Here is a 20,209-nt window from a genome sequence, read left to right on the forward strand (position 1 = left end):
ACCTAAAATTAAGCATACCATACAAGTTAAGAATTTTACTAAGACCCAAAAACGTCTCGCCACCTGCCTATAACCCTTTTTAACAGACCATTAAGTTTTAATTAGGCACCACCATTTTTGTTATAAAAAGTTTGCCTTTAGGTAAAAGCAACGTTTAAATATAACATTTTACAAGGCTATGGTTAATATTGGGGTTACTCAGTTGCTAAGGGTTTTAATGTTTGCTTAACGGCGGGGCTTTTTTAAATCGCAATTTTTGTAAGCAACTAATTAAATGCATACTTAATGAAACGATTAAAAGAAATTTTGTTTAGTGCCCTGCTTCTGCTTGCGGGCACCGTAGCATGGTCTCAGGAAACAGTAACAGGAACCGTTATAGACGATGCCGGCCTGCCACTACCCGCAGCAACCGTTGCCGTAAAAGGCAGCAGCGATGCTACAACCACAGGCATAGATGGTACATTTACAGTATCTACATCAGTAACATCGGGCGAAATAGTGGTGTCTTTTTTAGGCTTTCAAACAAAGAGCGTTGCTTTTACCATTACTCCCGGACAGGCGTTAAACGTGGGCACAATTAACCTGGCTGCAAACAGCGAAGAGCTGGAGAACATAGTAATTGTGGGTACCGGTATTATAGATCTTGAAGAAGACAGGCGCACCCCGGTAGCCTCTACTACCATAAGGCGATCTGAAATTCAGCAGAAAACGGGTAACCAGGAATTTCCTGAAATCATGAAAAACACACCATCTGTATATGTTGCCAGCAGCGCGGGTGGTTATGGCGACTCGCAAATGTTCCTGCGCGGTTTTGACCAGACTAATACGGCATTCCTGTTAAACGGGCAGCCCATTAACGGTATGGAAGATGGTAACATGTACTGGTCTAACTGGCAGGGCATGACCGATGTGGCCAATGCCATACAGGTGCAGCGCGGGCTTGGGTCATCTAAACTGGCAATATCATCTGTAGGGGGTACGGTAAATATTGTTACCAAGGCTACAGAGCTTAAAAAAGGTGGCTTTGCGCAAAGCATTGTGGGTAACAATAATTATATAAAAACCACGCTGGGCTACAATACCGGCATGATGCAAAACGGGTTTGGTGCCAGCGTAATGATTACAGACTGGAGCGGAGACGGTTACAACCGCGGCACGCGTGGCGAGGGCCAAAACTATTTTGTATCGTTAGGGTATAAGCCTAATGACAGGCATACGTTTAACTTTTTGCTTTTTGGCGCACCACAGCAGCACGACCAAAATTATACAAAAGCTATTTCAAACTATTTAAGGTACGGCCGCAAATACAACAATAACTACGGTTTTCTTGATGGCGATTACCTTAGCGAAAGAACAAACTATTACCACAAGCCGGTGGCAAACTTTAACTGGGATTACAATATAAACAGCGATATGCAGCTCTCTACCGTGCTGTATGCCTCATGGGGCCGCGGTGGCGGTACAGGCAACTGGGGTAACGGTAAAAAAACCACGGCAGACGGGCATGTAGATTTTGCAGCCATAAGAAATAACAACATGGCCTTGCCGGGACGTATAGGCACCCTTGCAGCACGTACATCGCCAGAGGCGGCTTATGCCATACGCAACTCGGTAAATAACCACGCATGGTACGGCGTTGTAAGCAACTTTAACCACAAACTTACCGAAACCCTTAGCTATAACGCAGGTATAGATTTGCGTACCTATAAAGGTAACCACTACCGCGAAATATCTAACTATTTAGGGTTAGACGGTTTCTCTGTTACAGATAATAAACAGTATCCTGACGGGTATATAGTAACAGAACAGTATAGTGCAAACCCGTGGAGCGCGCTTACCAATAACCCCGCAGATAACCAAAAGGTAAATTATGATTATGATGAGCGCATAAGCTATGGCGGTATTTTTGGGCAGTTAGAGTATGCTGCAAATTCATTTTCGGCTTATGTGCAGGGAGCGGTATCATCGCAATCGCACGTGCGCTGGGACAGGTTTGGCTACACACAGGCCGAAGAAAAATCGGCTAAGGTAAGCAACACAGGCTACAACATTAAAGGCGGGGCTAACTACAGCTTTACACCTCAGCACAGCATTTTTGCCAATGCAGGCTTTTACAGCAAGCAGCCGTACCACGATAACATTTACCTAAACTTTGGTAACGATGTGAACCCGCTTACCAAGAACGAAAAAATTACAGGGCTGGAGGCCGGTTACCGTTTTAAAAGCCGCTTTGTAGATGTTAATGTAGATGTGTACCGTACCGGATGGAAAGACAGGGTTACCACAACATCTACCACAGACCAGGCTACCGGCCAGTTAGTATATACTAATAACAGTGGTGTAAACCAGCTTCATAAAGGTGTAGAGGTTAGCTTAGTGGCACGCCCGCTGCAATCGCTAAACATTAAAGGTTTTGCATCGTTAGGCGACTGGGAATATGATGATAATATTTACCAGAGAAAATATGACGAAAACCAAAGGCTGCTTGAAGAGACCATTCAGGAGGTAAAAGGCGGTAAAGTGGGCCCTGCTGCACAAACCACCTTTGGCCTTGGCGCAACCTACCGCATTGTAAATGGATTATCTGTAGATGCCGACTGGAGAACATACAGCAACATGTATGCAGATGTTGTTACTAAAGATAATATAGAATTGCCCTCTTACGACCTTGTAGATGCCGGTGTTACCTACACCCTGAAGTTTGCCGAAAACTCGCTTACCTTCAGGCTTAACGTAAACAATGTTTTTGACGAGGTGTACCTTTCTGAAATGACTACCGCCAATGCTGCAGAGCCCGGTGCCGAGTTATACAGGGGTATTAACGTGAGCAACAACGTGTTTTTTGGTAACGGCAGAACGTACAATTTCGGAATGAGGTTTAACTTTTAAGTAGTTTTGTTTTCATATTGGTTTAGTGCCTAAAAGGCTCCTGCAATTGCAGGGGCCTTTTTTTTAATATGCTATGCAGCAACAACATAAAACAAAAATCAGTAATTTTAGGTAAACCAACCACACCTAAAATGAAAAAGTTACCACAAGGAACGGCAAAGATTAGCTATAGATATACGTATTAGTTGAATCATTTCTATTTGTTACAATTATCCTGTGCAACACACTCCTAACCCCTCTCAAGAGGGGAACACTCAGTTGTGCTCACTCAAGTGTCTGAAATACTGTTGTTCTTAACCGCCGAGTGTAGCTGGTTCCCCTCTTGAGAGGGGTTAGGGGTGTGTCTTAAAATTATGCCATTCTTTATAGATTTATATAATACATAAAAGCCTTAACAATATAGTATATAAAAAAACGCATCCCGTTACAGGATGCGTTCTTAGCACTATAAGTCAGTTTTTGTTTTCTTATTTTATGCTTGCAAAAAGATATTCCCTGTTCATACGGGCAATATTTTCAAGAGAGATACCTTTAGGGCACTCCACTTCGCAGGCTCCGGTATTGGTACAGTTACCAAAACCTTCTTCATCCATTTGGCGTACCATGTTAAGTACACGCTGTGTAGCCTCTACTTTACCTTGAGGTAGCAATGCATATTGCGATACCTTAGCACCTACAAACAGCATAGCACTACCGTTTTTACAGCTTGCCACACAAGCACCACAGCCTATACATGCAGCAGCCTCAAAAGCCCTGTCGGCATCATGCTTAGGTACCGGGGTAGCATTGGCATCTATAGTATTGCCCGATGTGTTTACCGATACAAAACCACCCGCCTGCTGTATCCTGTCGAACGAGCTACGGTCTACAATAAGGTCTTTAATAACCGGGAATGCTTTACTTCTCCACGGCTCTACATATATGGTATCGCCGTCTTTAAACGAGCGCATGTGCAGCTGGCAGGTAGTAACCTGGCTTGCCGGCCCGTGCGCCTGGCCGTTTATGTATAGCGAACATGCACCACAAATACCTTCGCGGCAGTCATGATCAAAAGCTATGGGTTCTTTTTGGGTATTTATAAGCTGCTCATTTAACTGATCCAGCATTTCAAGAAACGAACTGTCTGTAGATACATTATCAAGTTTGTACGTTTCTATGCTACCTTTAGTTTTGGCGTTTTTCTGACGCCATATTTTAAGGTGTATGTTTATATTTTTATTAGAAGCCATGGTGTTATTTTATTTGTAATTCCTTGCGGCAATTTTTATGTACTCGTATTTAAGCTCTTCTTTGTGCAATACCTCGGCATTAATATCATTGCCCTGATATTCCCATGCGCCCACAAATGCAAAGTTTTCATCATCACGAAGGGTTTCACCTTCTGCATCCTGGTACTCTTCCCTAAAGTGGCCACCGCAAGACTCGTTGCGCTGTAAAGCATCGCGCGCCATTAGTTGCCCAAGGTCTATAAAATCAGCCACACGAACCGCTTTTTCAAGCTCTGTGTTTAGCTCATCCGTAGTTCCCGGTACATAAACATCCCTAAAGAATTCTTCTTTAAGTGCTGCAATCTCGGCAATAGCCTCTGTAAGCCCCTGCGCATTACGGCCCATACCCACTTTGTTCCACATAATGTGGCCCAGTTTTTTATGGAAAAAGTCAACCGATTTTGTTCCTTTATTGTTAAGGAAACCTTCTAACTGAGAACGTACAGCATTTTCTGCCTCTGTAAATTCAGCCGAATCTGTAGGTATCTTACCTGTGGCAATTTCGCCGGCAAGGTAATCAGATACTGTATAAGGCAGTACAAAATAACCATCGGCAAGACCCTGCATAAGTGCAGATGCACCAAGGCGGTTAGCACCGTGGTCACTAAAGTTAGCTTCACCGGCTACAAAACAGCCAGGTATAGTACTTTGCAGGTTATAATCTACCCATACACCACCCATTGTATAGTGTACCGCAGGATAGATCTTCATAGGTACCTCATACGGGTTTTCGTCTGTAATTTGCTGGTACATCTGGAAAAGGTTACCATATTTTTCCTCAATCCATGCCTTACCAAGCTTAATAACCTCATCGTCGCTTGGGTTATGGTTACCCGCAGCATAAGCAGTTTGCTTACCTTTACTTATTATCTCTGATGAGAAATCAAGGTAAACACCCTCGTTGGTAGCATTAGCCTCTATACCAAAACCGGCATCGCAACGCTCTTTTGCAGCGCGGCTTGCTACGTCCCTTGGTACAAGGTTACCAAAGGCAGGGTACCTTCTTTCAAGAAAATAATCCCTGTCTTCTTCATTAATATCTGTAGCTTTTAGCTTTCCTGCGCGGATAGCTTCTGCATCTTCTTTCTTTTTAGGAACCCATATACGGCCTGAGTTACGTAACGATTCCGACATCAGGGTCAGTTTCGACTGGTTCTCGCCGTGTACCGGTATACATGTAGGGTGAATTTGTACAAAACAAGGGTTAGCAAAATAAGCCCCTTTTTTGTGTATTTTCCAGCCTGCGGTTACGTTACTTCCCATAGCATTTGTAGAAAGGAAGTATACGTTACCATACCCGCCAGATGCTATAATAACAGCATGGCCGGAGTGGCGCTCAAGCTCGCCCGTAACAAGGTTACGTGCTATAATACCACGCGCTTTGCCGTTTACCTTAACAATATCGAGCATTTCGTGGCGGTTGTACATTTGTATACGCCCCTGCCCTATCTGGCGCGAAAGCGATGAGTAAGCACCTAATAGTAACTGCTGGCCTGTTTGCCCTGCAGCATAAAAAGTACGCTGTACCTGTGTACCACCAAAAGAGCGGTTATCCAGCATTCCGCCGTAATCGCGGGCAAAAGGAACACCCTGAGCCACACACTGGTCAATTATGTTACCGGACACTTCTGCAAGGCGGTGCACGTTAGCTTCGCGCGCCCTGTAGTCGCCCCCTTTTATAGTATCATAAAACAACCTGTATATACTATCACCATCATTCTGGTAATTTTTAGCAGCGTTTATACCACCCTGTGCAGCAATGGAGTGTGCACGGCGTGGAGAATCCTGAAAGCAAAATGCCTTAACATTGTAGCCCATCTCTGCAAATGATGCAGCGGCAGATGCTCCTGCAAGGCCGGTGCCCACTACAATAATATCAAGCTTAGGCCTGTTGTTTGGGGCAACCAGTTTTAAATGATCTTTATAATCGGTCCATTTATCGGAGATATTCCCTTCGGGTATTTTAGAATCTAACTTCATGTTTATTGACGTTGATTATTTAAGTAAAAAGTGAATGTATAACGGTATGATAGCAAAAAGGGCAGGCACTATGATAGAGAAGCCTTTACCTATATTTTTGATAAGACCGTTGTATTTAGGGTTGTTTGCACCAAGCGACTGAAAGGCACTGCCAAAACCGTGAAACAGGTGAAAGCCTAACACGATCATTGAAAGTACATATAATATTGTGAAAGGCAAACCATAAGTAGGCTGCTTAAAAAACTCTATAGTAATTTTATAAAGGTCTTTGTAACCTTCTTTAATTTTTACATTGGCCTGACCATCATAAAAAGATGTCCTGTCGTGTATTTTATATGCGCCCTGGTCTACCTGTGCTTTTGGTATGTAGCCACCATCTGTAGTTACATAAAATTCCTGTGGTGCACCACCGGCGTTAATGGTTATGGTTTGCAATGGCATATTTTCATCAAAGTGCATTTTTGCCCAGAAGCTTACCATGTGCGATACAATGAACACAAGGATAACCGTACCTAAAACCGCCATGTTGCGCGATGCCCAGATGGTGTTTCTTTCCGGTTTGTTCATTGCATAATTAATAGGCCTTGCTTTTTTGTTTTGCAGTGTAAGTATAATACCATCTATAGCATGAAAAAGAATAGAAATATAGGTAACGTAAGATAAAATTTTAACTGCCGGGTTAGTAGTCATGAACAAAGCATACTGGTTAAAGTGCAATGCAGCGTCATCCGGGGTGGTATGCCACAAAGTAGCCAGTAATTGAAGGTTACCCGCCAAGTGCCCTACAAGGAACAAGCAGAGAAATAAACCTGTTAAAGCCATCCAGTACTTTTTAGCTATGGAAGACTTCAAAAATGCAGATTTTGCCATAATGTATGATTAAAATATAAAAGGTTTTTTAAAAATCAAACAAATTTAAGGCTAAATGAATTTAACCGCAACCCCTGCCACCTAATTTATAATGAATATAAAGTGAAGATTTTTTAAAGTATTATCAGTCAAAAATTATAATTTCCATTTTTTTACATTAAAAATACCTAAAAAAACGCAACAGAATCAAAATTCCGCATTTCATATATTTAAGATGGTGAAATACAACTACACCGTTTTAGTACTTTAAAACGATAGCTTATAAGGAATTGCAGGCTTTGTGAAGTGTATGTAAAAGTTTAGCTTTTCCCGTCTTTATACTATCGTGCGGACAATCTTTCTGTTCTCTCCCTCCCGATAGCTATCGGGACTCTCCAAAGGAGAGGGAATTCCGGCCGATCTACTCAAGCGGATTTTCCAGCAGAGTATAGCTATGGCCTAAAACTTCGTTGCGTTAAGCAAAATATAAGTTGGAGCCTTGTCCCGATAGCTATCGGGATTGTTTCTTTTGTTTCAAGACAAAAGAAAAGATACACACCCCCAACCCCTCTCAAGAGGGGAGCCAGCAACACTCATACGCGCTACCCAAATGTATTTAATTACTAATTACACTTATATTGCTTTGTACTACATTGACTTTGACTGAAGAAAGGAGCGGCTTAGTAATAACACACCCCTAACCCCTCTCAAGAGGGGAGCCAGCAACACTCATACGCGTTTACTCATCCAAAGAACTGCGATCTGAATACTGAATACTGATTACTGACCACTGACCACTGACTACTGAAAAACTTAATACGTCTTCGTCATATCCTCATCTACAACAAGGATAAAGTCGGCCTGATTTAAAAATTCGGTATCGAGATTATTAATATCTTTTTGGGTAACGGCGGCAATGGTAATAATTTTTACGCCCGGCTTGTCTTTTTTAAGGTACCAGTTTATACCCTCAAAACCATCGCTGTGGTAGGAGCCGTTGTAGTGTATAAAAATAGTGCCCGGCTTAAGGTTTTGGCTAATAAAATACCCCATAGTAGCATCTTTAACCGCCTGCGCTTTAGGCAGGTTATCGCCACCGTGGCCACCGGCCATAGCCAGCATTTCTTTATAGCCCGGCAATTCGGGGTCATAAGCAATGGGCAGCGGGGCTATCCATGCTTTCTCTTCGGGCGTTAATTTATCTAAAGCATCAAAACCCTGTTTATATACAAGGCTGGCATAGCGGCGCGGAATGTTAGTTGCTACAAATGGGTAGTGCTTTTCTTTAGCAAAATCTACGAGCGGCTTATAGTCGGTTTTATGGTTGGGCCACAGGCGGGCAACGCTGTCAAAAACCTTTTGGTCTATCTGCCCGGCAAGGTATTGGTTAAGCTGTTTCTGGTTATCTGCCTCGATCATTTCGGCACCCAGCACAAGGGGCTTTTTTTCGGCAAGGTCTTTAGTAAGCTCTAACTGCAGCCAGTGTACGAGGGAGTTATCGTGCTGCTCGCCAAAGAACAACACATCGGTACCGGCGGCTGCCTTAAGCAACTTATCGTAAGTAGTTTTTTTACCGGCTTTGGTGTACAGCTGGTAACCCTGCTTGTCCTGAGCCTGCGTTGCAAGGCTTACTATAAAAATGGCTAAAAGGAAATATCGTTTCATGCTTATTGATAATGAATATAAATAAAGCTGCTAAAATAAGGATTGTTAGCCACGAATTGCACTAATTAGCACAAATAAAATATGTTTTTAAAACCGCTTTTTACCCCCATCAATAATCGATACCATAAAAATTAGTGCTAATAAGTGCAATTCGTGTAAAAACTGTAAGCCCTTCGGGATACTGTAAAGAGGTGTATTGGTTCGTGATAGTTTGTGCAATTCGTGGCTAACTCCCATGCACAATCCTTATGTTACATTATTTATTTTTAAATTTGCGTTAATACCCATAAACAAAGACCATGACTACCGGAATAGACGCTATTGCGTATGATATTGCTAAAATTCACCTCCCTATAACAACCCTGGCGCACGCCCGTAACATAGACCCCGATAAACTGGAAAAAGGCCTTGGGCTCATTAAGATGACCTTGCCCGATTTGCATCAGGATGCTGTGGTTTTTGGTGCCAATGCCCTTACCCGCCTTATTACGAATAACAACCTTAACCCTGCCGAAATTGCACGTATATATGTAGGCACAGAGAGCGGTATAGACAGCTCTAAGCCTATAGGCTCGTTTTTAGTATCGCTCATGGAGCAAAAATTTGGGCATAACGCATTCCTGGAGTGCGACACGGTAGATTTTACTTTTGCCTGTATAGGCGCGGTAGATGCCCTGCATAACTGTATAGATTATGTAAGGCTTAACCCCACTAAAAAAGCTATTGTTATTGCTACAGATATTGCCAAGTACGACCTGGAGTCTACCGGAGAATATACACAGGGTGCCGGCGCGGTGGCTATTTTAGTTTCGGCAAACCCGAGGATTTTATCTATAGAAAATAACTGGGCGGTAAGTACTAAAGGGGTGTTCGACTTTTTTAAGCCCTACCGCACAATAAAGAAAAGTGATATTACAAATATAGCGGCTAACGAGCCGTGGTTTGGCAACCTGGAATCGGTTATCGAGATCCATAAAGACCAGCCCGTTTTTGATGGCCAGTACAGCAATACCTGCTATACAGATCGTACCCGTGAGGCATACAACACCTTTAAAAAACTCACCAATACCACCTCATCTTTATACAATACCTGGGAGAGTATTATTATGCACCTGCCGTATGCATATCAGGGGCGACGCATGTTTGCCGAGATATTTGCGCTGGATGCCGATACCCCATTGCTAACAGGAAACGAAGACCCGGCAGATTACCAAACCCGTCTGCGCGAAATTAGCAAAGGCGATGATTACCGCGCATTTGTAAAACAAAAACTTGCTCCGGCAGAGCCTGCCTCGTCGCTTATAGGCAACCTGTATACGGGTTCTGTATTTATGGGTTTTCTTTCGGCCATAGCGCATTATGCTGCCACAGATAACGATGTTACCGGCAAAAAACTGGGCTTCCTGGCCTACGGAAGCGGATCTAAATCGAAGGTGTTTGAAGGTACATTGCAACCCGGCTGGAAAGCTGCCGCCACTAATGCCCGCCTTTTTGAAACCCTTGCGCAAAGCCATACCATAGATTTTGAAACCTACCAAAAGCTGCACAAAAAAGAACAGACATACAGTGTGCTTGCCCCCGTTAACGAGTGGGTGCTTGATGCTATAGAAACAGAAATACCTAACCTTACAGGTGCCCGGTACTACAAGTGGGCAGAATAGTTTTGCGCCCCTTAAACTAAACGCTATAACATGCCATCCCTCTCCGGGACTTAAAATTGCGATACAAATTTAACAGCCATAAGCCTGCAAGGTTTTTTTCAGCCTTGCAGGTTAAATAATCCATATAATTTTTAAGATAGACGGTTTATAACTCATCGAACACCCTCATAGTAAAGGTCCTGAAATTATCTTACCGGCACATACTTACCATTCGTCGAAGCAAAAGGGTGCATTGGCTAAATAATAAATATTTACTTACAAAGCCGCTGTATATTTGTCCTGTAATTAAGAAACACTATTTGTAACAGCAGCAATGCTTAACCAAATATAAAGCAGACTTTACTACTACAACATATTGGCGAACGTCCCTTTTTTGGCCCCCCGAAAAAGATATCATACTATACTACACTTACTAATGCCATACAAAAGATACCTGTCACGCCCCCGGACAGATTTCTTTTTTTATTAGCTGTAGTACAAAAAAGCTGCATTAAACAACTCCTAAATTATTACTACTACGCAGGCCTGCAACTACTTTTAAGGTATCTTTACTATTCAAATTTAAAATGCATAGCTAATGGCTGCCCAACCTGTTATTGCCCCAAAAGAGATACTTACCGATGCCGATACTGATCGTATTATAGAAATGGCATGGGAAGACCGCACACCCTTTGAAGCCATATACTACCAGTTTGGCCTTACCGAAGACCGCGTTAAGGAACTCATGAAAAAGACCTTAAAATTTAGCAGCTACACCCTGTGGCGCACCCGCGTAGAAAATTGCCACACCAAGCATGCTAAAAAGCGCAACGGCAGCATTACCCGTTTTAAGTGCGACAGGCAAAGGGCTATATCATCTAACAAAATAAGCAAACGATAATGGCACAGCGCACCTACGTTTTCGCCGGGGCATCGTCGGCCATGGCGGTGCAGGCATTGGCTGTTTTAAAAGAACAGGGGCATAAAGTTATTGGTATATCGCGCAGCGAAAACAATCCGGGGTATGACGACTATTATACGGTGCAAAACTACGGCTTTGGCACATTCCCAAAAATTGGAGAAGCCGTTAACGGGCTGGCTTATTTTCCGGGAACCATAAACCTTAAGCCCTTTAACCGTATTAGCGAAGCCGACCTTACTACCGATTTTTCTGTTAACGCGCTGGGAGCAGCAGCCTTTGCTCAGGCTTATTTGCCAAATCTTAAAAGTGCCGTTGCACCGTCTGTTGTGCTTTTTAGTACTGTAGCAGTGGCAACAGGCATGCAGTTTCACGCATCTGTGGCTATGGCAAAAGGTGCCGTAGAGGGCTTAACACGATCGCTTGCCGCAGAGCTTGCCCCTAAAATAAGGGTAAACTGTATAGCGCCCTCGCTTACAGATACGCCCCTTGCCGAAAAACTGTTAGGCTCTCCTGAAAAAACAGAGGCCGGTAAGAACCGAAACCCACTAAAACTGATAGGCAGCACTACCGATATTGCAAATGCCGTTACCTTTTTACTTAGCGAAAATGCCAACTGGATTACCGGGCAGGTGCTTGCTGTAGATGGCGGTATGGGTGCAGTACGATTGTTGTAAGTTTTTATATCGTAATCATACACCATACATTAAACCTGCAAGGTTTTTAAAACCAGAAACCTACACTAAACCAGGTATAGTGCTTGCCGGTTTCGGGCGACCAGCTGTGCTTTATTTCCAGCGGGCCTATAATGGTTTCCATTCCGTAGCCCACTGCATAGCCGCTGTAGCTGGGCCAGGATATTAATTTACCTTCCCGGTACAGGTGGCTGCCTACGTTTGCATAATTTGCAGTAACGTTTAGGTGGTTTTTGCGCACAAACTCATAATCAAGCGTGGCAGCACCTTTTAAGTAGCTGTTGCCCGAGAGGCTCACAAAATCGTAGCCAAAAAAGTGCCTGAAGGTATGAAACGTATTGTAGCCGTAGCCACCCAGTATATAATCAAACGTAGCAACATTATCGCCTATGGTAAGGCCGCTTTCTGCCTCCAGCTCTATGGTAAGGTGGCGGGCAATGGTTTTTGCGGTGCTTATCTCGGCTTTTATGGTAGTGAAATTATTAAAGGTATTGGTATAATCTGACGAGAATAAGTATGCCTTAGCCTCTGCTGCAAAAAAGTAACCCTGCGTAGGGAAATGCTTGTTGTCGTAAGAGTCGAACTTAATGTACGAGTATGCCGATACATAATCGCTGTCTTCAAAAACGGGGTTTAAATTTTGCAGCGTAGGCGATTTTATTTTAAGGTGTTTATACTCTGCCCCGCCGCCTAAAAGAAAACGCTGTGCAAATATGGTTTGTATGTATATTTGGTTTGTAAAATCGGTAAAATCTACATTTATGGTTTCCAGGTTAAGCAGTGTGGCAGCATCGGCCACGTAACTTGCAGATACGTTCCTGTTAAAGCCATAATAATGGGAGTGCAGGCCGTAGCTTATGTAAAAGCCATTATCTATATAATAATCAAGATTGTACCTAAAGTTGTCGCCCAGTATAACATCCAGCGAGGCTACGTCGTTGCGCTTTAAAAAATTCTTCTGGGTAAGGTTTACCACAATGGCACTTTTAAAAAGCCCGTCGTAATGCAGCCCAAATTTTAAAAAACGGGTAATGGGCGTTTCTGTCAGCCGCAGCCTCAGCACTTCGGGGTCGCCTGCATTTGCCTTGTCAAATGAGTAAGCTATCGATGTAAAGTTTTGCGTAGCATTAAGGTTTGTAATACCGTTATTAAACACATCATAGCTTACCTTATTGCCCGGCTTAAAGCTTAGCTTGCCTATAATATAAGAGCGTGTATAATTTTTAAGCCCGCTTATTTCTATCTGCTCTATGCACAGCGAATCTTTAATGCCAATGTGCGGCTTTACTATCGGGATGCCCGACCCCAGCTTTCTTAGCGTATCTAAAATTTTGAGTGCCGCATCTTCGCCTTTTTTTATAATATCTACCCCCTCTTCAAACGAAACTACAGAGAATCCCGAAATATCCGGCTTAATATAAATATCGGTAGCCTTGCGCTTGGCATCCATTTTTTTAATCATCTGGTAGTTGTTTATCTGTACCAGTACGCCCGTTGCACCCTTAATCTGGTCTCGGGTTTTTAGCGGGTCCTGCACGTCTACCCCAATAATAATATCGGCACCCATTTTTTTAACCTCCTCTATAGGGTAATTGTTGGTAACGCCACCATCTATAAGCAGGCGGCCGTCTATTTCTACCGGGCTGTATAACGATGGGAATGCGCCGCTTGCCAGTATGGCATCGGGCAGTACACCTTTATGCAGCACTACTTCTTCGCCTGTTTCAATATCTGTAGCGATACACACAAAGGGTATGGGCAATTTATCAAAATCGCGCACATTGCGCACGTGGTCGGTAAGCCGGTTAACGGTAGTATAATTGTATAACCCTTTAGAAAATGCTGTGGGAAAACCTATTTTAAAATTTTTAAACGGCAGCGTTAACGCATACATTTCGTCATTACGTTTCTCGAAAAAATTCTTGGAGCCACGCGGGGTAAAGTCGCGCAGGAGGGCATCGGCATCAAGGTCGCGAAAGATGGAATCGAGTTCGGTAGCACTATACCCTGCGGCATACAAACCGCCCACAATGGCACCCATACTGGTACCGCCCACGTAAGATATTTCTACCCCGGCTTCTTCCAGTACTTTTAGCACGCCAATGTGTGCCAGGCCTTTTGCCCCGCCGCCGCTAAGCACAAGCCCTATTTTAGGCTTCCGTTTTTGGGCAGGTTGCTTTTCCTGTCCGGCAAGGGTGCCGAAAAGTGATACACACAATAACAGGAGCAGCAGTTTTTTCATTTATGTTATAAGATACAGTATAATTACTAACGCAGTAATATGCTATTTAGCTTTAGCCTTGTAAAAGTCGGTTATTTTTTTTGCTTTTGATGGGCCAACCACCTTAGCAATTTCTTCTTCGGATGATGCCGCCATACGCTTAACCGATTTAAAATGGGTAATCAGCGTGATCATGGTTTTTTCGCCAATGCCGGGTATCGTTTCTACCGATGTTTGCAGTGCCCCCTTGCTGCGTTTATCGCGGTGGTGGGTAATACCAAAACGGTGTGCCTCGTTGCGCAGGTGCTGTATAATTTTTAGTGTTTCGCTTTTTTTGTCGAGGTACATGGGTACAGAGTCGCCGGGATAAAACAGTTCTTCCAGCCTTTTTGCAATGCCTATTATGGTAATCTTGCCACGCAGCCCAAGCTCATCGATACTTTTTAATGCCGATGATAACTGCCCCTTGCCACCATCTATAATAATAAGCTGCGGCAGCGGCTGGTTTTCTTCCAATAAACGTTTGTAGCGGCGGTGCACCACCTCTTCCATCGATGCAAAATCGTCTGGCCCCACTACCGTTTTTATATTAAAATGCCTGTAGTCTTTCTTGCTCGGCTTGCCGTCTTTAAACACCACACAGGCACTTACAGGGTTTGTACCCTGTATGTTACTGTTATCAAAACACTCTATATGGCGTGGCTCTACCGGCAGGCGCAGGTCTTTTTTCATTTGCGCCATAATGCGGTTGGTATGCCTGTCCGGGTCTACTATTTTTTCCTGCTTAAGCTGGTCCATCCTGAAAAAGCGTGCGTTACGTTCAGATAAATCCAGTATCAGTTTTTTATCGCCCAGCTTGGGTACGGTAACATTTACTTTTTCGCCCAGGTCTATAGGGAACGGCACGAGCACCTCTTTACCCATAAGGTTAAAGCGTTCGCGCAGCTCTACCACGGCAAGCTCTAACAACTCCTCGTTAGGCTCGTCGAGTTTTTTCTTAATTTCCATAGTGTGCGACCGTATAATTGCCCCATGCGAAACCTGAATAAAGTTTACATAAGCCATTGTCTCATCGCTTATTATGGTAAAGCAGTCCAGGTTATTAATACGTGGGTTAAATACCGTAGAGCGTGACTGGTAATTTTCGAGCACCTCTATTTTTTGCTTAATGCGCTGGGCTTCTTCATAGCGCATATCGGCAGCAAGCTCCATCATCAGCTTTTTAAAATCTTTAAGGCTTTCTTTAAAGTTGCCCTTAAGTATTTCTCTAATAGCATCTACATGGTGCTGGTACACCTCATACGGTTCATGGCCTTCGCACGGGCCTTTGCAGTTGCCCAGGTGGTATTCCAGGCACACTTTATATTTACCGCTTTGTATATTGTGCGGGCTAAGGTCGTAGTTGCAGGTGCGCAACGGGTACAGCTCCTTAATAAGGTCTAACAAGGTATGCACCGTGCGAAAGCTGGTATAGGGGCCAAAGTATTCGCTGCCGTCTTTAACCACAGACCTTGTAGAGAATATACGGGCAAAGGGTTCTTTTTTAATACATATCCACGGGTAGGTCTTGTCGTCTTTAAGGAGTACGTTATAACGGGGCTGCAGCTTTTTTATAAGGTTGTTTTCCAGCAGTAACGCCTCGCTCTCTGTAGGTACCACAATGTGTTTTATGTTCACAATTTTGCGCACCATTACACGGGTGCGGCCTACTTCGTGCACCTTGTTAAAGTAAGACATTACCCGCTTCTTTAAGTTCTTGGCCTTGCCTACATAAAGAAGCTTTTCGTCTTTATCGTAATATTGGTAAACCCCCGGGCTGTCGGGTAGTGTTTGTATTTGTAATTCCAGCGGAGTTTGCATGTAACAAAGTTAAAAAACATTATCCATAAGTAGTGTTGTGGTTACGCATAGGATAGTGAGTTTAACATAATTTAGTTGGTCTTTCTTTAAAGTTGCTATTTAAGCGCATTAAGGAGGCTATACCGCAAAGATGCGCAAAGGGAGCACAGAGATACACAAAGTAAATTCTATCAGATAAGATTGCACCCCTGGCGCGAGACCACAAAGCTATACCCTATAGTCGCATGGATAATTTCTACTTTAAGTATCCATAGCCATACTGCTTTGTGGCCTCGCAACAAAGTTGCCAACTTTTCTTTGTGTATCTCTGTGCTCCCTTTGCGCATCTTTGCGGTATAACTCCTAAAAACCTGCACTACATTAACAAAATTAAAAAACAAATAAACCCCTAAACCATAAAAACCCCACAATTATTACCCGCACGTAAACTCAAATTACTAATTTTATGCTTTAACAAGATTTTGCTTATGCCCACTAAAGATATAATTATACACGGCGAAACCATATTGCCCGGCCAGAGCAGGACCATTAATATGGAAATTGCCCGCCTGCACACCATGACCAAGCTAAAGATACCCGTAATTATAGAGCGCAGCAAGGTAGATGGCCCCGTGGTATTATTTTCGGCAGGGATACACGGCGACGAGATAAACGGGGTAGAAATTGTGCGCCAAATCATTGTCCGAAAAATAAATAAGCCCAAGACCGGCACTATAATATGCATACCCGTGGTTAATATTTTTGGCTTTGTAAACCAAAAAAGGGAGTTCCCCGATGGGCGCGACCTTAACCGCGTGTTTCCCGGCAGCAGGAACGGGTCGCTTGCCAGCCGCTTTGCATGGCACATACTAAATGAGATAATGCCGCATGTAGATTACTGCATCGATTTTCATGCCGGTGGCGCAGCCCGCTTTAACGCGCCGCAAATACGGGTGGAGCCCGATAATAAAAAACTAAAAGACCTCTCGGATGTTTTTAATGCGCCGTTTACGCTGTTCTCTAAAAACATTGCAGGCTCGTTTAGAAATGCCTGCGGCAAACTGGGCGTTACCATGCTGCTGTATGAAGGCGGAAAATCGCTCGACCTTAACAACGAGGTTACACAGGAGGGTGTGCAGGGTGCTAAACGCGTGCTACAACACCTGGGCATGCTTAACATACGTAAAAATGCCAAAGCACCAGAGAGGCCGCCTATATATATTGAAGACTCTGCATGGGTGCGTGCACGCCATTCCGGCATGTTCCAGAACCGCATACACGCCGGGCAGTTTGTTACCAAAGGTGAGGTAATTGCCATTATAACAGATCCGTTTGGTAAATTTGAGCAAAAGGTAAAAGCTCCAAACAGCGGCTACATCATTAACAGCAACGACGCCTCTATTGTGTATCAGGGCGATGCTATTTTTCATATAACGCAGCGGCTGTCGTAATTATAATGTGTGTTATTTTTAAGCATAGCCGGCAGCAATGGTATTTGTATTCTGTATAAAAATTGCAGAGGGGTTGGGGGTGTATTTCGCAACTATTGATTTAAATTTGAAAACAAAAATTAATGAATTTTAACTATTTAGGTATAAGTGTCTTAGTAGGGTTGGGCGCAGGATTATATTATTTATACATAAGTCCTGGTTACAACACGTAAAGAATAACGATTCATTTTTTGCATCCGATATTAAATTTAAGACTATAAAAGATTGGATAATTATAGTTAGCCTCTTAATAGTTGCTGTAGTATATTTTTTTAAATCGATTTTATAAATTAAACTTCTGCAAATTATCCGGTACGGCCATAAAAACCGTAACACTGCCTTAACCCTGTACCATGTTAAGGAAATATTAAGATGATTGTGTGCCAAATGCTGCCCGATATCAATATGTAAATAAGCAAACATTTATTTGTACCTACAGTTCAGGCTTTTAACATAAGAATTAAAAACACCGATAAGGATTAACGTTTAAGTATAATTGCTATCTTTGTTTTTCGCCCGAAACACAAAATGTAGAATGAGTTTAGTTACCCCTAAAGAGGTTGCAAAAGCAATAAAGACAGATAAATATGGGTTTTTAGGGACTTTTTCAGGCTGGCTGCTGATGAAAATCCTGAAGATCTCGACGATGAACAAGATATACGACAGGAACAAACACCTTAGTGACCTTGAATTCCTTAACGCTATACTTGGTGAGTTCCAGATAAAATTTGAAATTCCTGAAGAAGACCTTAAAAGACTGCCTAAAAGCGGACCCTATATTACCGTATCTAACCACCCGCTGGGCGGCATAGACGGTATTTTATTGCTTAAATTAATGGTAGAGCGTGAGCCCGACTTTAAAATTATAGCCAACTTTTTACTGCACCGCATAGAGCCCCTTAAGCCTTATGTAATGCCTGTAAACCCTTTTGAAAACCATAAAGATGCCAAGAGCAGCATAAGCGGCATTAAAGATGCGCTGCGCCACGTAAGGGACGGCCACCCGTTAGGGATTTTTCCTGCCGGAGAGGTGTCTACCTACAAAGACGGCAAGCTTATAATAGACCGCCCGTGGGAAGAAGGTGCCATAAAGCTTATTAAAAAAGCACAAGTGCCCGTGGTGCCCATATACTTTCATGCCAAAAACAGCCGCTTGTTTTACTGGCTCTCACAAGTAAGCGATACCCTGCGTACGGCAAAACTGCCAAGCGAGCTGCTTACTCAAAAAGACCGTGTTATTAAGGTGCGTATAGGCAAACCTATATCTGTAGCAGAGCAAAATGAGCACGAAAGCATGGAGGCTTTCTCTGAATTTTTACGCAAAAAAACCTATATGCTCTCTAACGCTTTTGAAAAAGAGACCAAGCTTATAGATACTTTTATAGACACCTCTAATCTTAACCTGAAGCTTAACAAAGGCCCCAAGCAAATTGCAGGCCCCGCGTTACAGGATAAAATTGTGGCCGAGGTTGCACAGCTGCGCAAAGGCGATGCACGCCTGCTGCAAAGCAAAAACTATGAGGTGTTCTTTACATCGGCAGATAAGATCCCGGCGATACTGCACGAGTTAGGCCGCCTGCGCGAAATTACGTTTCGTGCTGTGGGCGAAGGTACTAACGAGTCGCTCGACCTGGACCAGTATGATAAATACTACCACCACATGTTTTTGTGGGATGATGATACCCAGCAAATTGCCGGGGCTTACCGCATGGGGCTTGGCGCACAGATATACAAAAAATATGGCATAGACGGTTTTTACCTGCACGACCTGTTTAGGTTTGAGCCCGAGCTGTATGACATGATGAGCAAAAGTATCGAGATGGGGCGTGCCTTTATTATTAAGGCGTACCAGCAAAAACCCATGCCGCTGTTCCTTTTATGGAAGGGTGTAGTACACTTAACCCTGCATTACCCAGAACATAAGTACCTTATAGGCGGCGTGAGCATAAGCAACCAGTTCTCTGATTTCTCTAAGTCGCTTATGATAGAGTTCATGAAATCGCACTACTACGACCCTTATATTGCCCAGTATGTACACCCTAAAAAGGAGTATAAGGTAAAGCTTAAAGATGGTGATAAAGACTTTGTATTTAACGAAGCGGAAGCCGACCTTAATAAATTTGACAAGATTATAGAAGAGGTAGAGCCGGGCAACCTGCGCCTGCCGGTACTTATAAAAAAATACATAAAGCAAAACGCCCGCGTTATTGCCTTTAATGTAGACCCTTTGTTTAATAACTCGGTAGACGGGCTTATGTACATTCGCATTGCCGATTTACCCGAAAGCACCGTGCGCCCCGTTATGGAGGAGTTTCAGGCAGAACTGGAACGCAAAGTTTTAGAAAAAGGCGAAGAGTTGTTGTAACAACAACTTTAATAGTATAATGAAAGCTCCTGTTTGGGAGCTTTTTTTATGGTAATTGCAATCCACAAAATATATGCTGTATGTCATTCTGACGAAGGAAGAATCTCTTTAATGTTTGAGATTCTTCGGCTTTAATACTATATGAAAGCTCCTTTTGGGAGTTTATGATAATTACATTCCACAAAATAATATGCAGTTTGTCATTCTGACGAAGGAAGAATCTCCTTAATGTTTGAGATTCTTCGACTCCGTTGCACTTCGCTCAGAATGACACACTGGATAACGGTTCAGTATGTCATTCTGACGAAGGAAGAATCTCCTTAATGTTTGAGATTCTTCGGCTCCGTTGCACTCCGCTCAGAATGACACGACCGGTATAGTATGTCTTA

At 43.2% G+C, this 20,209-nt stretch carries 12 protein-coding genes; 6 read left to right on the plus strand and 6 right to left on the minus strand.

From position 1 onward, the window contains the following. Window positions 1-285: 285 nt before the first annotated feature. On the plus strand, window positions 286-2,889 hold the full coding sequence (locus F565_RS0114260) for a TonB-dependent receptor (RefSeq protein WP_020213914.1): 2,604 nt from the start codon (window positions 286-288) through the stop codon (window positions 2,887-2,889). 467 nt (window positions 2,890-3,356) lie between these two features. On the opposite strand, the gene F565_RS0114265 is transcribed toward F565_RS0114260, so the two are convergent. The 4 genes from F565_RS0114265 to F565_RS0114280 form a co-directional block, all read right to left on the minus strand. Further along, window positions 3,357-4,118 (minus strand): succinate dehydrogenase/fumarate reductase iron-sulfur subunit, encoded by a 762-nt coding sequence (locus tag F565_RS0114265; protein ID WP_020213915.1) that lies wholly within the window; start codon window positions 4,116-4,118, stop codon window positions 3,357-3,359. Window positions 4,119-4,127: 9 nt separating this feature from the next. Then, window positions 4,128-6,137 carry a fumarate reductase/succinate dehydrogenase flavoprotein subunit gene (locus F565_RS0114270; protein ID WP_020213916.1) on the minus strand — a complete coding sequence of 670 codons (2,010 nt, stop codon included), beginning with the start codon at window positions 6,135-6,137 and terminating at the stop codon, window positions 4,128-4,130. Between the two features lie 15 nt (window positions 6,138-6,152). Further along, window positions 6,153-7,007, minus strand: coding sequence for a succinate dehydrogenase cytochrome b subunit (locus F565_RS0114275; protein ID WP_020213917.1), 855 nt, complete (start codon window positions 7,005-7,007; stop codon window positions 6,153-6,155). 792 nt (window positions 7,008-7,799) lie between these two features. After that, window positions 7,800-8,651 (minus strand): ChaN family lipoprotein, encoded by an 852-nt coding sequence (locus tag F565_RS0114280; RefSeq protein WP_020213918.1) that lies wholly within the window; start codon window positions 8,649-8,651, stop codon window positions 7,800-7,802. A gap of 299 nt (window positions 8,652-8,950) precedes the next feature. Between F565_RS0114280 and F565_RS0114285 the strand changes: the two genes are divergently transcribed. The 3 genes from F565_RS0114285 (at window position 8,951) to F565_RS0114295 (ending at window position 11,887) form a co-directional block, all read left to right on the plus strand. After that, the gene (locus tag F565_RS0114285; protein ID WP_020213919.1) at window positions 8,951-10,312 is read left to right on the plus strand and encodes a hydroxymethylglutaryl-CoA synthase family protein; all 1,362 of its coding nucleotides are present in this window, start codon (window positions 8,951-8,953) and stop codon (window positions 10,310-10,312) included. 577 nt (window positions 10,313-10,889) lie between these two features. Next, window positions 10,890-11,192 carry a TIGR03643 family protein gene (locus F565_RS0114290; protein WP_020213920.1) on the plus strand — a complete coding sequence of 101 codons (303 nt, stop codon included), beginning with the start codon at window positions 10,890-10,892 and terminating at the stop codon, window positions 11,190-11,192. After that, window positions 11,192-11,887, plus strand: coding sequence for an SDR family NAD(P)-dependent oxidoreductase (locus F565_RS0114295; protein ID WP_020213921.1), 696 nt, complete (start codon window positions 11,192-11,194; stop codon window positions 11,885-11,887). Before F565_RS0114290 ends, F565_RS0114295 begins: the two co-directional genes overlap by 1 nt. Before the next feature lie 46 nt (window positions 11,888-11,933). Here the strand turns inward: F565_RS0114295 and F565_RS0114300 are convergent, their stop codons facing one another. Beyond that, on the minus strand, window positions 11,934-14,147 hold the full coding sequence (locus F565_RS0114300) for a patatin-like phospholipase family protein (RefSeq protein ID WP_020213922.1): 2,214 nt from the start codon (window positions 14,145-14,147) through the stop codon (window positions 11,934-11,936). 42 nt (window positions 14,148-14,189) lie between these two features. Further along, a complete protein-coding gene (gene uvrC, locus F565_RS0114305) occupies window positions 14,190-15,986 on the minus strand; it encodes an excinuclease ABC subunit UvrC (protein WP_020213923.1) in 1,797 nt (598 codons plus the stop codon). Window positions 15,987-16,453: 467 nt separating this feature from the next. Between uvrC and F565_RS0114315 the strand changes: the two genes are divergently transcribed. Both F565_RS0114315 and F565_RS0114320 read left to right on the plus strand, forming a co-directional pair. Continuing rightward, on the plus strand, window positions 16,454-17,416 hold the full coding sequence (locus F565_RS0114315; RefSeq protein WP_020213925.1) for a succinylglutamate desuccinylase/aspartoacylase family protein: 963 nt from the start codon (window positions 16,454-16,456) through the stop codon (window positions 17,414-17,416). A gap of 574 nt (window positions 17,417-17,990) precedes the next feature. Further along, entirely contained in the window at window positions 17,991-19,820 is a 1,830-nt protein-coding gene (locus F565_RS0114320; protein WP_020213926.1) for a GNAT family N-acyltransferase, read from the plus strand. Window positions 19,821-20,209 lie beyond the last annotated feature (389 nt).

The organism is Flavobacterium rivuli WB 3.3-2 = DSM 21788 (genome assembly GCF_000378485.1).
GTDB lineage: Bacteria > Bacteroidota > Bacteroidia > Flavobacteriales > Flavobacteriaceae > Flavobacterium > Flavobacterium rivuli.

Coding starts and splice junctions, on each gene's coding strand:
- F565_RS0114260 (WP_020213914.1), top strand. CDS start 286: ATGAAACGATTAAAAGAAATTTTGTTTAGTGCCCTGCTTCTGCTTGCG.
- F565_RS0114265 (WP_020213915.1), bottom strand. CDS start 4,118: ATGGCTTCTAATAAAAATATAAACATACACCTTAAAATATGGCGTCAG.
- F565_RS0114270 (WP_020213916.1), bottom strand. CDS start 6,137: ATGAAGTTAGATTCTAAAATACCCGAAGGGAATATCTCCGATAAATGG.
- F565_RS0114275 (WP_020213917.1), bottom strand. CDS start 7,007: ATGGCAAAATCTGCATTTTTGAAGTCTTCCATAGCTAAAAAGTACTGG.
- F565_RS0114280 (WP_020213918.1), bottom strand. CDS start 8,651: ATGAAACGATATTTCCTTTTAGCCATTTTTATAGTAAGCCTTGCAACG.
- F565_RS0114285 (WP_020213919.1), top strand. CDS start 8,951: ATGACTACCGGAATAGACGCTATTGCGTATGATATTGCTAAAATTCAC.
- F565_RS0114290 (WP_020213920.1), top strand. CDS start 10,890: ATGGCTGCCCAACCTGTTATTGCCCCAAAAGAGATACTTACCGATGCC.
- F565_RS0114295 (WP_020213921.1), top strand. CDS start 11,192: ATGGCACAGCGCACCTACGTTTTCGCCGGGGCATCGTCGGCCATGGCG.
- F565_RS0114300 (WP_020213922.1), bottom strand. CDS start 14,147: ATGAAAAAACTGCTGCTCCTGTTATTGTGTGTATCACTTTTCGGCACC.
- uvrC (WP_020213923.1), bottom strand. CDS start 15,986: ATGCAAACTCCGCTGGAATTACAAATACAAACACTACCCGACAGCCCG.
- F565_RS0114315 (WP_020213925.1), top strand. CDS start 16,454: ATGCCCACTAAAGATATAATTATACACGGCGAAACCATATTGCCCGGC.
- F565_RS0114320 (WP_020213926.1), top strand. CDS start 17,991: ATGAGTTTAGTTACCCCTAAAGAGGTTGCAAAAGCAATAAAGACAGAT.